Origin of the sequence: Labedella populi (genome assembly GCF_004078655.1) — a bacterium.
In the GTDB taxonomy this organism is placed as follows: Bacteria; Actinomycetota; Actinomycetes; order Actinomycetales; family Microbacteriaceae; genus Labedella; species Labedella populi.
The window spans coordinates 875,079-889,887 of sequence record NZ_RZNC01000001.1; the positions used below are offsets into that span (position 1 = coordinate 875,079).

The following is a 14,809-nucleotide window of genomic DNA, read 5'->3' on the forward strand; positions in this document are numbered from 1 at the left end:
GGAGGGGACGGGTCCTCCCGGTGACGATGCGCAACCGGAGAGTCCCTCCTCCGTTGCTACCGATGCCACGGGTTCCGCGTCAATCGACCGCGTGTCCGATAACGGCGCTGTCCGATTCCGGACGCCCCCGTTCATAGAGCCGCAACAGCGGGGAAACGCGCTCGACACATCGGCACCGCGGTGGAGAGGACTAGATCCAGCCTCGCCGCGCCGCCTCGACACCGGCATGGAACCGGCTCATGGCGCCCAGCTCGGTGAAGACGTCCTGCATCCTCCGCCGGAGCGTGCGTGTGGACACGCCCAACTCGCGTGCGATGACCTCGTCCTTGAGGTCGGCCGACAGCAGCGTGAGGAGCATGCGTTCGTCCGGCGTCGGGGGTCGTCCCGTTCGGCGGCCGGTCGAGGGGGTGCGGATCCGTGGGCCGGCGCTCTCGCCGCCCACGAGGGGCTCTGCGGTATCCCAGTAAAGCTCGAAGAGTGCGACGAGGGCGTCGATGAGTTGCGGGGACCGTGTCACGAGCGCCTCGTGCGTCGGTTCGCCCAGAGAAAGCGACAGGATCGCGCGCTCACGGTCGGCCAGGGCGAGCTTGAGCGGCACGGACTCGGTGAGCCGTGCCCGCTCGCCTCCCGCGATGTCCTGGAGGACCTCGCCGAGGCGGCCGGGTCGGTCGAAGCTCTCGCGTCCGTAGAGACTTCGCCAATCGACGCCCCTGGCGAGCGCGAGGCCCTGCAGTCGATCCTGCACGCCGACGACGTATGGAGGCTTGTCGAAGGCGAGCATCTCCCGTTCCACGCCCAGGCTGACACGTCCGTACCAGTCGCCGATGGCGTCTGCTCCGGTCACGACCAGCGTGCGCGTCGATTCCGCCGCTCCCCGCCGGTTGAGGTCGAACGCCTCGGCGAGCTCGGGGATGACCGAGCGGAGAGCGTCGACCCGCTGAGCGTGACTGTCGGCGATCGACCTGAGGGAGGCGCGCGGATCGACGGCGATGAATCCGCCGGAGGCCACCTGGACCGTGAGGCCAGCGTCGGACAGGTTCGCCAGTCTCTCCGCGACGACATCGTCCGAGAGGCCCAGAGCGAGGGCGAGTGAGCTCGGATGTGCGACGTCGACCGAGAGGAGCTGCCGATAGACACTCTCGCCGGTCTCGTCGATCCCGGCGAGTTGCAGTACGTCGAGGCGAGGCTCTGAGCCGGCGGTCACGAGCGGGCCACTCGTCGTGGGGTTGTGCGTGTACCCGATGTCGCGATCCGAGGTGTGACTGTGGCGGCGTGTCTTCGGCGGAGGATGGGGGATTCGAACCCCCGAGGGCTTGCACCCAACACGCTTTCCAAGCGTGCGCCATAGGCCACTAGGCGAATCCTCCTGACGGTCGCGGCGAACCGCGACCTGAAACATCCTACCCGGTCGCACGGCCGGCCCGCGCCACCGCCGCTCGTGCTCCCCCGGTGCGCGAACGACGAGTCGGCGGGCGCTGTAAGATGGTGGTCGGCCCCCCGCGTGGCGCCATCCAGGCCAACTCCCCCAGGGCGGAAACGCAGCAAGGGTAACCGGGCTCTGGCGGGTGCGCGGGGGGTCCTTTCTTGTCGGGGCGCAAGTGACCCGTGCAGCGTCCGACGCGACCTCGCCGCACGTCCTCCCAGTTTTCGACGGTGCGTAGAAGAGCGTCGGCGGCCTCCTGTAGCGTGGGACACGAACCCTTGGACAACCGAAGGATGATCGTGGCCACGAGCGTGTACATCACATCGGCGGAGGGGCACACCGGCAAGTCGACCATCGCCCTCGGGCTGCTCGACCTGCTCTCCCACGAGGTCAAGCGCGTCGGTGTCTTCCGCCCCATCTCCCGATCGGTCGAGGAGCGGGACTACGTCCTCGAACTCCTCCTGCAGCACGACGGGGTCGACCTCGAGTACGACGAGTGCATCGGCGTCGGGTACGACGACGTGCATGCCGACCCCGAACTGGCCCTGTCGCGGATCGTGCAGCGGTACAAGTCGGTCGAAGCGAAGTGCGACGCCGTCGTCGTCCTCGGTTCCGACTACACGGACGTCGGCAGCCCGACGGAGCTCGGGTTCAACGCGCGGATCGCGACCAACCTCGGCGCCCCCGTCCTCCTCGTGCTCGGCGGGCGAGAGGGTCAGGGCGGGGGAGAGCGCCTCGGTCAGAGCCGGTCGCGCAGTCCAGAGCACATGCGTCAGATCGCCGAGCTCGCGCTCGAAGAGCTGCGGAACGCCCATGCGACCCTCCTGGCCGTGATCGCGAACCGCGCCGACGGCACCGACACGGCCGCCGTCGTCGACGGCATCGAGGCAGCGAAGCCCGGTGTGCCCGTCTGGGCCATCCCCGAGGATCCGTATCTCGTCGCGCCGAGTATGGGATCGATCATGTCGTCGCTCGACGGCGAACTCCTCAAGGGCGACCCGGCCCTCCTGCAGCGGGAAGCGCTCGGGGTCGTCGTCGCGGGGATGGGCATGGTCAACGTCCTCCCGCGCCTCACGGAGGGCGCCGTGCTCGTCGTCGCGGGGGACCGGACCGAGGTCCTCCTCGCCGCGCTCATGGCCCAGGCCGCCGGAACGTTCCCGTCGATAGCGGGGATCGTGCTGAACGGCGGTTTCGACCTCCCCGAGCCGATCGAGAGGCTGCTCGACGGTTTGCCGCAGACCCTGCCGATCATCCGCACCGGTCTCGGCACCTACGACACGATCGTCTCGATCACCTCGACGCGCGGCCGACTCGCCGCCGACTCGCAGCGGAAGTACGACGCGGCCCTCGCGCTCTTCGAGCAGCATGTCGATACCGACGCGCTGCTCGACCGGCTGCAGGTGAGCCGGACGTCGGTCGTCACTCCGCTCATGTTCGAGTACGGCCTGCTCGAGCAGGCCCGGGCGGCCGATCGACACATCGTCCTGCCGGAGGGGGAGGACGACCGCATCCTCCGCGCGGCCCACACGCTGCTCGCGCGCGACGTGGCCCGGCTCACGATCCTCGGAGAGCCGTTCGAGGTGCGCTCACGCGCCATCGAGCTCGGCCTCGACATCGCTCGCGCCGAGGTGCTGTCGCCGCACGATCCCGTGCTCGCGCTGAGGTTCGCGGAGGAGTACGCCCGTGTCCGCGCCCACAAGGGGGTCACCCTCGATCAGGCGAAGGACGTCGTGACCGACGTGTCGTACTTCGGAACGCTCATGGTGCACATGGGGCTCGCCGACGGGATGGTCTCGGGCGCCATCCACACGACGGCGCACACGATCCGACCCGGTTTCGAGATCATCAAGACGACGCCGGGCGTCAACGTGGTGTCGAGCGTCTTCCTCATGGCGCTCGAGGACCGCGTGCTCGTCTACGGCGACTGCGCCGTCGTGCCCGATCCGGATGCGTCCCAACTCGCCGACATCGCGATCTCCTCGGCGGGGACGGCAACCCAGTTCGGCATCGACCCGCGCATTGCGATGCTGTCGTACTCGACGGGGGAGTCGGGCTCCGGCGCCGACGTGGAGAAGGTGCGAGCGGCCACGGCCCTCGTCCGGGAACGTCGGCCCGACCTGCGGGTCGCCGGCCCGATCCAGTACGACGCGGCCGCCGACGCGGCCGTCGCGGCGACGAAGATGCCCGACTCCGACGTCGCGGGACGTGCGACCGTGTTCATCTTCCCCGACCTCAACACGGGCAACAACACCTACAAGGCCGTGCAGCGGTCGGCGGGCGCGGTAGCCATCGGGCCCGTGCTCCAGGGGCTCAACAAGCCGATCAACGACCTCTCGAGGGGAGCGACCGTGCAGGACATCGTGAACACCGTCGCGATCACGGCCATCCAGGCGGGCGCTCGCGCCGCACAGGAGACGGCGTCGTGACGACCGTCCTCGTCGTCAACTCGGGGTCGTCGTCGTTCAAGTACCAGCTCATCGACGTCGAGAACCGCACGGCGCTCGCATCCGGACTGGTCGAGCGGATCGGTGACGACGCCGGCCGGGTGCGACACCGTGACGAGACCCGTGGTGATGCCGACGCGGTCTGGGAGCGCGACACCCCGATCGCCGACCACACCGCGGGCTTCGGCGAGATGATCGCGAGCTTCGACGAGCACGGGCCGTCTCTGGAGGAGAACAGGCCGGTCGCCGTCGGCCACCGCGTCGTGCACGGCGGGCGGCGCTTCTTCGAGCCGACCGTCATCTCCGAGCTCGTCAAGATCAACATCGAGGACCTCTCCGACCTCGCGCCTCTTCACAATCCCGCGGCCGTGCAGGGGATCGACGCCGCACAGAAGGTGTTTCCCGACATCCCGCACGTCGCGGTGTTCGACACGGCTTTCCACCAGACGCTGTCGCCCGCAGCATTCACCTATGCGATCGATCGCGACCTCGCGGCGAAGCACCGCATCCGCCGCTACGGCTTCCACGGCACCTCGCACAAGTACGTCTCGGAGCACGTCGCGGAGTTCCTCGGCCGACCACTCGCCGACCTGAATCAGATCGTGCTCCACCTCGGCAACGGCGCGTCGATCACCGCCGTGCGGGGCGGGCGCTCCGTCGAGACCTCGATGGGCATGACACCCCTCGAGGGCCTCGTGATGGGCTCGCGCTCCGGCGATCTCGACCCGGCCGTCCTCCTCCACCTCATGCGGCGCGCGGGTATGTCGGCCGACGACCTCGACGAACTCCTCAACAAGCGCAGTGGTGTCCTCGGCTTGTCGGGCGTCTCCGACATGCGCGACCTCGGCCGGCGGGCTGAGGAGGGGGATGCGATCGCTCGAGAGACCCTCGACGTCTACGTGCACCGGCTCCGCCACTACATCGGGGCCTACTACGCCCAGCTCGGGCGAGTGGACGTCATCGCGTTCACCGCCGGGATCGGCGAGAACGACCCGGTGATCCGCGCGGAGAGCCTCGCCGGGCTCGAGAGGCTCGGGATCGTCGTCGACGACGAGCGCAACGGGTCGGTCGTTCGCGGGGCGGTCTCCGTGATCTCGGCGGACGAGTCGGAGGTCACCGTGCTCGTCGTGCCGACCGACGAGGAGCTCGAGATCGCGGTGCAGACGCTCTCGGCCGTGAGCTGATCCCGACCGCGAGGGTCAGGAGCAGCGCCAGCCGACGAGGGCGACGAGGCTCCTCGTCTGCGGGCGGCATCCGGGCCCACCCAGTGCTGCAGGGTCGCGCGGACGGTGATCGAGAGGGCGATAGCGATCGTCCTCCGCTTCGCCCGACCCGGCCGGACCGGCTGTCGGTGGTGGCGGCTACCATTGACTCGTGGTCACCGCCCTCTATCGCCGATATCGGCCCGAGACGTTCGCCGAGATGATCGGTCAGTCTCAAGTGACCGATCCGCTCCGCACAGCGCTGCGCACCAACCGGGTCAACCACGCTTACCTCTTCAGCGGTCCGCGTGGCTGCGGCAAGACCACGTCGGCGCGCATCCTCGCGCGGTGCCTCAACTGCGCGGAGGGCCCGACGGACACGCCGTGCGGCGTCTGCGACAGTTGCGTCGAGCTGTCGCGCGACGGCGGGGGCTCGCTCGACGTGGTCGAGATCGACGCCGCGAGTCACAACGGCGTGGACGACGCCCGCGATCTGCGCGAGCGCGCGATCTTCGCCCCGGCACGCGACCGCTACAAGATCTTCATCCTCGACGAGGCGCACATGGTGACGCCGCAGGGATTCAACGCGCTCCTCAAGATCGTCGAGGAGCCGCCGGAGCACGTGAAGTTCATCTTCGCGACGACCGAGCCGGACAAGGTCATCGGCACGATCCGTTCGCGGACGCACCACTACCCGTTCCGCCTGATCCCGCCGGCTCAGATGCTCGACTACGTCGCCGAGCTCTGCGAGGCCGAGGGCATGTCGGTGGAACCGGGGGTCCTGCCGCTCGTGGTGCGTGCCGGTGGGGGCTCCGCCCGTGACACGCTCTCGCTGCTCGACCAGCTCATGGCGGGGTCCGAGGGCTCGTCCGTCGACTACGAACGAGCCGTCTCCCTGCTGGGGTACACCCATACGGCGCTCCTCGACGAGGTCGCCGACGCCCTGGCGGCGAGCGACGCTGCGGGAGTCTTCGGTGCCGTCGACCGCGTCATCCAGACCGGACAGGATCCGCGCCGTTTCGTGGACGACCTCCTCGAACGCCTCCGCGACCTGATCGTCGTGGCGGCCACGTCCGACGGCGCGTCCGCCGTCATGCGGGGGATCCCGCAGGACGAACTCGATCGCATGTCGCGCCAGGCGTCGGCATTCGGGCAAGCGGAATTGTCGCGTGCAGCCGACCTCGTCGGGCGTGCCCTCACCGAGATGTCCGGTGCGACGTCACCACGACTCCACCTCGAACTCATGATGGCGCGCATCCTCGTGCCCGCCGCCGACGCGACGGCCCGCGGGGCGCTCGCCCGTGTCGAGCGGCTCGAGCGCCGTGTCGGGGTCGACGGCGGCCCCGTGGCCGGGTCGACGCCGATCACGACCGCCGCCGACGGGCAGAGCGTCCCTCCGGCTTCGGCGGCGGCGTCGTCGTCCGTGTCGGCTCCGGCGCCTGCTGCGGCCTCCACCGGGGGAGCGGGCGCGAGCGCCGCGTCGGCCGACGCCGAGGCGGTCCCACCGTCCGCCTCCGACGGCCCCGCTTCGGCTCCCGCGGCTTCGCGGGCGGAGAGTTCTGCTCCCGCCGTCCCGGCACGAGCGGATGCGGTGTCGCCGTCGGCACCGGACCCGGAGAGCACCCCGCCTCGTCCGACGACGCCGCCGACGGGTACCGTCTCGCTGCAGCAGCTCAAGGACGCCTGGCCTGAGGTGCTCGAGCGCGTCGGCGCCGCGAAGCGCGGGGCGTGGATGGTCGCCGTCACGGCGACCGTGCGCAACCTCGAGGGCGACGTGCTCACTCTCACGTTCCCGAGTCAGCACGATGTCGAGAGCTTCAAGCAACTGAACGCCGGTACCGGCGTGAGCGAGTACGTGCGCCAAGCCATCCTCGACGTCCTCGGTATCCGTGTGAAGTACATCGCACGAGTCGACGGTGCGCCCGTCGTGGCACCGGCTGCCCCGGCGCCCGCCGTCCTGAGCGCCACTCCGGTCGAGGAGCGCTCACCGCGACGGTCCGCCGGGACCGGTGGTGCGGTCGCCGGAGGGCCGACGAGCGCGGCTTCGCCGGGTCCGGCCGCGTCGGCCGACCCGACGGGGGGTCCGGCCGCGGCGCGATCGACGGCGCGAGCACAGCAGAACCCCGGGCGCCGCACGCCGCCACAAGCCCCCGCCGACGACGATGTGCCGCCGCTGTCGGACGATGACGCGCCGCCGGACGACTCTGTTCCGCCGCCGCTCGAGGATCACGAGCGGCCCGGGCGCGGCGCGCCGGCCGGTCGACGACCGGGGAGCGCCGCACCGCAGGACGCGGGAGCGCCGCGGACGAGCGCGTCGTCCCCCGCAGCGTCATCGCCCACGGTGTCGTCGCACGTAGCGTCGTCGGCCAGGGCCACGGCCGCACCGCCCGCCGGTGCTGCGCCGCAGAAGAGCACGCCGCCCTCGTCGAGTGGCACGACGGACGCGGCGGGATGGCACGTCGTCGCGATCCCCGGCGCCTCCCGCTCGGGGGCGGACGCCGGCCCCCCGGCGGCACCGAGCGTTCCGGATCCGCAGCCGAGCCCGCCGACCGTCGCCCCGGCGGTCACTGCGGCACCGGTCGCCGAGATCCCGGAGCCACGCGCGGTCGCCGCTGAGCGGCCCATACGCCCTGCGGTCGCCTCCGATTCCTCGGGTCGGCAGAACGCCCGTTACGGCGAGGCGGTCGTGCGCGAGATCCTCGGGGCCCGCTTCATCGAGGAGCAGCCGTACTCGCCGCCGTCGAGGTTCACACCATGACGGAAGGGGAGTAGGCCGTGTACGAGGGAATCGTCCAGGAGCTCATCGACGAATTCGGCCGGCTTCCGGGTATCGGCCCGAAGTCGGCGCAACGCATCGCGTTCCACATCCTGCAGACCGAGACGTTCGACGTGTCCCGGCTCGCCGAACTGCTCACGGAGTTGCGCGAGAAGGTGCATTTCTGTGCGATCTGCGGCAACGTTGCCGAGCAGGAGACGTGCTCGATCTGCCGGGACCCCCGTCGGACGCCCGCGCTCATCTGCGTCGTCGAAGAGGCGAAGGACGTCGTCGCGATCGAACGCACGCGAGAGTTCCGCGGTCTCTACCACGTGCTCGGCGGAGCGATCAGTCCGATCGACGGCATCGGGCCCGACGAGCTGCGCATCCGCCAACTGCTGCAGCGGCTCGCCGACGGTACGGTGCAGGAGGTCATCATCGCGACCGACCCGAACCTCGAGGGCGAGGCCACGGCCACGTACCTCAGTCGCCTCCTGCAGACGCTCGAGATCCGCGTGACCCGACTCGCCTCAGGTCTGCCCGTCGGCGGCGACCTCGAATATGCGGACGAGATCACCCTCGGTCGCGCCTTCGAGGGACGGACGGTCCTCTCCAACTGACGGCGCGATGCCACGCCCCCGGTGCTCGGGGTCGCCGGCGGTCGGCGAGCGGCGTCCGTCCGTCCCGTCACATTTCCGGTCGGTCATGCCGCGAACCCTACAATGGTGACCGGGCTTCGCCCGTCATCCCACCCAGGAGTCATCCCGTGAGTCTCATCGTGCAGAAATACGGCGGGTCGTCGGTCGCCGACGCCGAGAGCGTCAAGCGCGTCGCGCGCCGCATCGTCGAGACCCGTAAAGCCGGCCATGACGTCGTCGTGGCCGTCTCCGCGATGGGCGACACCACGGATGAACTGCTCGATCTCGCGCATCTGGTCACGCCGCTCCCCGAGCCCCGAGAGCTCGACATGCTGCTGTCGGCGGGGGAGCGCATCTCCATGGCGGTGCTCGCCATGGCGATCAAGGGCATGGGGTACGAGGCGCAGTCGTTCACCGGCAGTCAGGCCGGCATGATCACCGACGCGCACCACGGCGCCGCCCGGATCGTCGACGTCACCCCGGTCCGCGTGCGCAAGGCGCTCGATGCCGGGGCGATCGCGATCGTCGCCGGCTTCCAAGGATTCAACCGCGACACCATGGACATCACGACCCTCGGTCGCGGCGGTTCGGACACGACCGCCGTGGCACTCGCCGCGGCGCTCGACGCCGACATCTGCGAGATCTACACCGACGTCGACGGGATCTTCACCTCGGACCCCCGTGTCGTACCGAAGGCGCACAAGATCGACTCGATCACGAGCGAGGAGATGCTCGAGCTCGCCGCCGCCGGTGCCAAGGTCCTCTACATCCGCGCCGTCGAGTACGCACGTCGCCACGGTGTCACCCTGCACGTGCGCTCGTCGTTCAGCAACAACGAGGGAACCCTCGTGATCAACCCGAAAGAGGGTGAGACAGTGGAACAGCCCATCGTCACCGGGGTCGCCATCGACCTCAGCGAAGCCAAGATCACGGTCGTCGGCGTGCCCGACGTCCCCGGCAAGGCCGCTCAGATCTTCAAGATCATCGCGCGGGCCGACGCGAACGTCGACATGATCGTCCAGAACGTCTCGGCAGCGGCGACCGGCCTCACGGACATCTCCTTCACGCTGCCGAAGTCCGAGGCGCAGTCGGTCCTGACCGCGCTGCGGAATGAGCGCGACGACGTCCGGTTCGCCTCGCTGCAGCACGACGACCAGATCGGGAAGCTCGCGCTCGTCGGCGCCGGAATGCGCACCAACACGGGAGTCTCGGCGCGACTGTTCGAGTCTCTCTACGACGCCGGCATCAACATCGACATGATCTCGACGAGCGAGATCCGCATCTCGGTCGTGACCCGCGCAGACACGATCGCGGAAGCCGCGCGAGCGGTCCACACCGCGTTCGGCCTCGACGGCGACGTCGATGCCGTCGTGTACGCCGGCACGGGACGTTGAGCGGCGAGATCGAGAAGAGGATCAACATGGGTGAGGGAATGCGCGTCGGAGTCGTCGGAGCCACCGGTCAGGTTGGGACGGTCATGCGCCGACTCCTGCTCGAGCGGGAGTTCCCGATCGCGGAGATCCGATTCTTCGCAACGGCTCGCTCCGCGGGTCAGACCATCTCGTTCGGCGATCGCGATGTCGTGGTCGAAGACGTCGAGACGGCCGATCCCGCGGGACTCGACATCGCGCTCTTCTCGGCCGGTGCGACCGGCTCCCGGGCACACGCACCGCGGTTCGCGGCGGCGGGGGCCACCGTGATCGACAACTCGAGCGCGTGGCGCATGGACCCGGACGTGCCGCTCGTGGTGAGCGAGGTGAATCCGCACGCCGTCGACGAGGCGCGGAAGGGCATCATCGCCAATCCCAACTGCACGACGATGGCGGCGATGCCCGTGCTCAAAGTCCTCCACGCCGAGGCGGGACTCGAGCGCCTCATCGTCAGCACCTACCAGGCCGTGTCCGGCTCGGGCCTCAAGGGTGCGGAGGAGCTGGCCTCGCAGGTCCGGGCGGCGACAGAGCAGAACGTTCTCGGCCTCGTGCACGACGGCGCCGCCGTCACACTCCCGCAACCGGTGACCTATGTCCGCCCGATCGCATTCGACGTCATCCCGCTCGCGGGTTCGATCGTCGACGACGGCGAGCGTGAGACGGACGAGGAGAAGAAGCTCCGGAACGAGAGCCGCAAGATCCTCGAGCTCCCCGAGCTGCTGGTCGCGGGGACGTGCGTCCGCGTCCCCGTCTTCACGGGCCACTCGCTGTCCATCAACGCCGAGTTCGCCGAGCCGATCAGCCCGGAGCGCGCCGAGCAACTGCTCGCCGCAGCACCCGGCGTCGAACTGGCCGACGTCCCGACGCCATTGCAGGCGGCGGGGAGTGACCCGTCGTTCGTCGGGCGCATCCGCACCGACCAGAGCGTCCCGGGCGGTCGGGGTCTCGCCTTGTTCATCTCCAACGACAACCTGCGCAAGGGTGCGGCGCTCAACGCGGTGCAGATTGCGGAACTGATCGCCGCAAAGCAGCCCGCCGCGTGATCGTGTCCGGCGGGGCGCCCGTCGGACCCGTTGCTACTCTCGACCCATGGCTCGAGTGATGGCGCGCGTTGCGGGCGTCGCGGCGCAACGCCTCGAGCGCAGCGTGTTCCGCATGCAGATGCTCGCGGCGACCTCGGTGCTCGCGCTCACCGTCGTGACGTACGTGTTCTCGCCGCTCGGCGTGACGAACGCGTTGTATGTGACGGGCCTCGCGATCATGTTCCTCGCGACGGCCGTCGCCGCCGCGGTGCCGTGGGCCCGGTTGCCGCACAACGCCATCGCCGCGGTCCCCCTCCTCGACATCGCGGCCATGATGTTCGTGCGCGAGGGTGAACCGGCTGCCGCCGCGAGTCTGTTCTTCGTGTTCCCGATCTTCTGGCTCGCGACCCACTTCTCGACGTGGATCGCGATCCTGGGACCGGCCATCTGCGCGGGCCTGCTCTGGACGTCGGTCTGGTGGCGCGGAGAGACGCTCACCGTCTCGAACGTCCCCACCCTCTTCGTGCTGCCGATCACGTTCATGTTCCTCGCGACCGCGGCGTACCAGGCCGCTCGGCGCGGCGCCGCGCATCGGATCCTGCTCCGCCAGCAGTCGCGGTTGCTCGAAGGCGCCGTCGCCGGGGTGCGCCGCCAGCAGGAGACCCTCGACGAGATCATCAACGCCGTGACCTTCGGGGTGATCGGATACGACGAACGCGGCAACGTCGTGCTCGTGAACCAGGCGCATCGAGCGCTCATGGAGCCCTTCGGCGATCTCAACGACGCCCTGGTCCAGGAGCGGGTGTACCTGCCGGACCGGGTGACGCCGATTCCGGAGCGCAGACGACCGTACCGACGGGCGATGCGCGGCGAGGTCTTCGACAACGAGATCATCTGGCAGGGCCGGCCGGGAGAGCGACGGATCGCCCTCGCCGTCTCCGCCCGTCAACTCCTCGACGACGACGGCGAAAGCCAGGGGTGCATCATCATCACGCGCGACGTGACGCCGGAGCTCGCCGCCGTGGAGGCGCGTGACGACTTCGTGGCGTCGGTGTCGCACGAGTTGCGCACACCCCTGACCTCCGTTCTCGGGTACCTCGACCTCGTCGTCGACAATCCCGGACTCGACACCGAATCCCGACGTCTCGTCGGTATCGCGCTCGACAACTCCGAGCGGCTGCTCCAGATCGTGAGTGATCTCCTCGTCACCGTCAGTGGCGACTCCCACCAGTTCGTGATGCACTTCGCCCCGTGCGAGATCACGGAGATCGCGGCGCAATCGATCGAGGCCGCGCGTGTCGCGGGAGGAGCTCGCGGCATCACGCTCGACGTGCGCTCGAGCGGGGACGTCATCGTGATGGGGGACGCGTTCCGGCTCCGGCAGGTCATGGACAACTTCGTGTCGAACGCGATCAAGTACAACGTCGACGGCGGTTCGGTCGTCGTGACCATCACGGACACGGGCTCCGACGCACGCGTGACGGTGCGGGACACGGGGCGCGGCATGCGTCCGGACGAGCAGGAGCGGCTGTTCGAGCGCTTCTACCGGGCGGATTCCGTTCGGCAGACGTCGATCCATGGCACGGGTCTCGGCCTCAACATCGCTCGCGAGATCATCGAGGAGCACGGCGGCTCCGTCTCGGTGGAGAGCGAGCGGGGCGTGGGGACGACGTTCACCATGACCCTCCCGAAAGAGCCTCGATCCGCAACGGTGACGGGCAAAAGACAAGGACGGAACGGTCATGATGCTTGACACCGGCACCCTCATGGTGATGAGCGCGCTCGTCACCATCCTCGCAGGGGCGTCGTTCATCCTGAACACCTCCATCCAGCGGATCGACCTCGTGTCGCGCCTCTGGACGGTCGCGTTCACGAACGGCATGCTGGCTTCGCTCGCCTACGGCTTCGACGCCATCAGCCCGGGTCTGTGGGTCACGGTTGCGGTGGGCAACGCGGCCGTCACGGCGGCCGTGGGCTTCGTGTGGGCCGGCTGCCGCGCGTACAACGGTCGGCGGCCCTGGCTCGTGGTCGTCGTCGTTGTGACCGTCGCGGTCGCCGCGGCTGTCGTCGTCCGGGGGCCGGAGGGAGGCGAATGGGCCGGAGGTTGGGCGATGCTTGCGGGCGTCGGGCTCTTCGCGCTGCTTGCGGGAGTCGAGGGTCTCACGGGGCAGATGCGCTCCCGGGTGAATGCACGCTTGTTGGCCGTCGTCATGCTCGTGATCGCCGGTTTCTACCTCGCACGTTGCGCGGTCTTCCTGCTGTACGGGCCCTACAGTGATCTCTTCCGCGCCTACTTCGGCACGAATCTCGCGACCTTCGTGACGATCCTCTTCATGATCTCCTCGTCCGTCGCGATGACGAGCCTGCAGGTGGAGCGCTCGCTCAGCGGGGCCAATCCCCTCGTCCGCGGGGGACGACGCACGTTCACGCTGGGGGTTCTGGCGAGCGACACCTTCGAAGAGGGAGCGCGGGACCGCATCGACCGCGCGCGCCGCCGCTCGAGTTCGGTTGCGCTCCTGCTCATCCGCATCGACGGCCTCAAGGAGATCAACACGGCGTTCGGCCGCGGGACGGGTGATGTGGCCCTGCAGACGGTCGCGACGGTGCTGCGCGAGGTGACGCCGACGTCCTCCATCCTCGGCCGTCAGGACTCCTCGCACTTCGGTGTGCTCGTGATGGTGTCGGAACCGCAAGCGACGCGGGAGATCGCCGAGGCGGTGCTCGCCGAGATCGTGGAGGCGCGCGTCGAGGGCACGAACGACATCCGTTTGAGCGCGTCCATCGGTGTCGCCGACAGCTTCACCGTGCCCTTCGACTTCGACAAGCTGCGAGACGCAGCCCTCGGTGCTCTCGATCGCGCCCGCGAGGCCGGCGGCAACAGGGTCGAGGCGGCGGTCCAGACTCAAGCGGTTCCGCGCCGCATCGACCGTTCCCGCATGGCTCTCGACTGACCCAAAGCGCTACACCCGCACGAGGGCTCCAGCTACACCTAGCGCCCTCGAGGCCCAACTGGCGCCCTCGGTTCATGTTCGCATCGAGTCCCACCGCGGCTCGTCCCTGACGAGCCGCCGAAAGCCTGCTTACGAGCGCGCCAGCTCGGTGCCGAGGGCGCCACGTAGAGGTGTAGCCCTCGTGCGGGTGTAGCTCTCTGGCTAGGGGGCGATGGCGACCGTGAGGGTGTCGGTCGCGGTCTGCTTCGCATACTCCGACGATGTCGGTGTCGTCTGGAGAAGCAGCTCATAGGTGATCGTGAGCTGCACGGAGGTCGCCGTCGCGTCGACGGCGGGCAGGACGAAGCTCTGGCTGTAGCTGTAGGGCGACGAGATGAAGTAGCCCGGCGCGACGTTGGCGTTGTCCGCGAGTGGCGTCGGGGCCGGGAGGGGGGCTCCGTCACCTCGGACGGCCGTGACGATCGACACCTTCGACAGGTAGATCCGGTTGTCCCCGCCCTTGAGAGCGGCGACCGCCGAGAAGCTCAGGGGCTTGTTCGCGTCGGCCGTCCACTGGTCCATGGACAGCGTCGACCAGTAGTTGACGGTCAGGGTGATGTTGCCGGCGGTCAACTGGCGCTCCGTGCTGCCGGAAGCCAACTCGTTCACGACGGTGGCGACCGTCTCGACCGGGGCCGGCGTCGTCATGACCGGTGTCGGCGTCATCGACGTCTGGGCCTCCCAGGGGCCAGTGCCGCATCCCGCGAGCGAGAGGACGACGGCCATCGACGCCACGGTGGCGGTCATGATTCTCCGGATGCGCATGGGGCCATCTTCCCATCCGCGACAACGATCCGCTGCCGGTCGAGCGGCGGAACGGCTCCGATGGGACCCCCCAACGAAGGGGAAGGGCGCCGCCTCGGCCGATGAACTGCGCCGATGGTGCGCAGATCTTGAGGAAAACC

At 69.3% G+C, this 14,809-nt stretch carries 10 protein-coding genes, 1 tRNA gene and 1 other RNA gene; 9 read left to right on the top strand and 3 right to left on the bottom strand.

Going from position 1 to position 14,809, the window contains the following annotated elements; all coding sequences use genetic code 11:
• Nucleotides 1-190: 190 nt before the first annotated feature.
• On the bottom strand, nt 191-1,204 hold the full coding sequence (locus tag ELQ92_RS04220) for a helix-turn-helix domain-containing protein (RefSeq protein WP_128497698.1): 1,014 nt from the start codon (nt 1,202-1,204) through the stop codon (nt 191-193).
• 78 nt (nt 1,205-1,282) lie between these two features.
• A tRNA-Ser gene (locus ELQ92_RS04225) sits at nt 1,283-1,367 on the bottom strand.
• 121 nt (nt 1,368-1,488) lie between these two features.
• Between ELQ92_RS04225 and ffs the strand changes: the two genes are divergently transcribed.
• From ffs to ELQ92_RS04270, 9 genes are all read left to right on the top strand, one after another.
• Nucleotides 1,489-1,585: signal recognition particle sRNA small type (ffs, locus tag ELQ92_RS04230), an RNA gene on the top strand.
• A gap of 137 nt (nt 1,586-1,722) precedes the next feature.
• A complete protein-coding gene (gene pta, locus ELQ92_RS04235; protein ID WP_128497699.1) occupies nt 1,723-3,849 on the top strand; it encodes a phosphate acetyltransferase in 2,127 nt (708 codons plus the stop codon).
• A complete protein-coding gene (locus ELQ92_RS04240) occupies nt 3,846-5,051 on the top strand; it encodes an acetate/propionate family kinase (RefSeq protein WP_128497700.1) in 1,206 nt (401 codons plus the stop codon). Before pta ends, ELQ92_RS04240 begins: the two co-directional genes overlap by 4 nt.
• A 190-nt stretch (nt 5,052-5,241) precedes the next feature.
• Nucleotides 5,242-7,827, top strand: coding sequence for a DNA polymerase III subunit gamma and tau (locus ELQ92_RS04245; RefSeq protein WP_128497701.1), 2,586 nt, complete (start codon nt 5,242-5,244; stop codon nt 7,825-7,827).
• Between the two features lie 17 nt (nt 7,828-7,844).
• Nucleotides 7,845-8,444 (top strand): recombination mediator RecR, encoded by a 600-nt coding sequence (gene recR, locus ELQ92_RS04250; RefSeq protein ID WP_128497702.1) that lies wholly within the window; start codon nt 7,845-7,847, stop codon nt 8,442-8,444.
• Nucleotides 8,445-8,590: 146 nt separating this feature from the next.
• Nucleotides 8,591-9,856, top strand: coding sequence for an aspartate kinase (locus ELQ92_RS04255; protein WP_128497703.1), 1,266 nt, complete (start codon nt 8,591-8,593; stop codon nt 9,854-9,856).
• Between the two features lie 26 nt (nt 9,857-9,882).
• Nucleotides 9,883-10,935, top strand: a complete 1,053-nt coding sequence (locus ELQ92_RS04260) for an aspartate-semialdehyde dehydrogenase (RefSeq protein ID WP_128497704.1) — start codon at nt 9,883-9,885, stop codon at nt 10,933-10,935.
• A gap of 46 nt (nt 10,936-10,981) precedes the next feature.
• Nucleotides 10,982-12,667: a sensor histidine kinase gene (locus ELQ92_RS04265; RefSeq protein ID WP_128497705.1), complete on the top strand. Its 1,686-nt coding sequence runs from the start codon at nt 10,982-10,984 to the stop codon at nt 12,665-12,667.
• Entirely contained in the window at nt 12,657-13,865 is a 1,209-nt protein-coding gene (locus tag ELQ92_RS04270; protein WP_128497706.1) for a GGDEF domain-containing protein, read from the top strand. Before ELQ92_RS04265 ends, ELQ92_RS04270 begins: the two co-directional genes overlap by 11 nt.
• A gap of 201 nt (nt 13,866-14,066) precedes the next feature.
• Here the strand turns inward: ELQ92_RS04270 and ELQ92_RS04275 are convergent, their stop codons facing one another.
• Entirely contained in the window at nt 14,067-14,669 is a 603-nt protein-coding gene (locus ELQ92_RS04275; protein WP_128497707.1) for a hypothetical protein, read from the bottom strand.
• Nucleotides 14,670-14,809: the final 140 nt, after the last annotated feature.

Excerpts from the sequence above, each read along its gene's own strand:
- ELQ92_RS04270 (WP_128497706.1), top strand. The coding sequence starts at position 12,657 with ATGATGCTTGACACCGGCACCCTCATGGTGATGAGCGCGCTCGTCACC.
- ELQ92_RS04275 (WP_128497707.1), bottom strand. The coding sequence starts at position 14,669 with ATGCGCATCCGGAGAATCATGACCGCCACCGTGGCGTCGATGGCCGTC.
- ELQ92_RS04260 (WP_128497704.1), top strand. The coding sequence starts at position 9,883 with ATGGGTGAGGGAATGCGCGTCGGAGTCGTCGGAGCCACCGGTCAGGTT.
- ELQ92_RS04265 (WP_128497705.1), top strand. The coding sequence starts at position 10,982 with ATGGCTCGAGTGATGGCGCGCGTTGCGGGCGTCGCGGCGCAACGCCTC.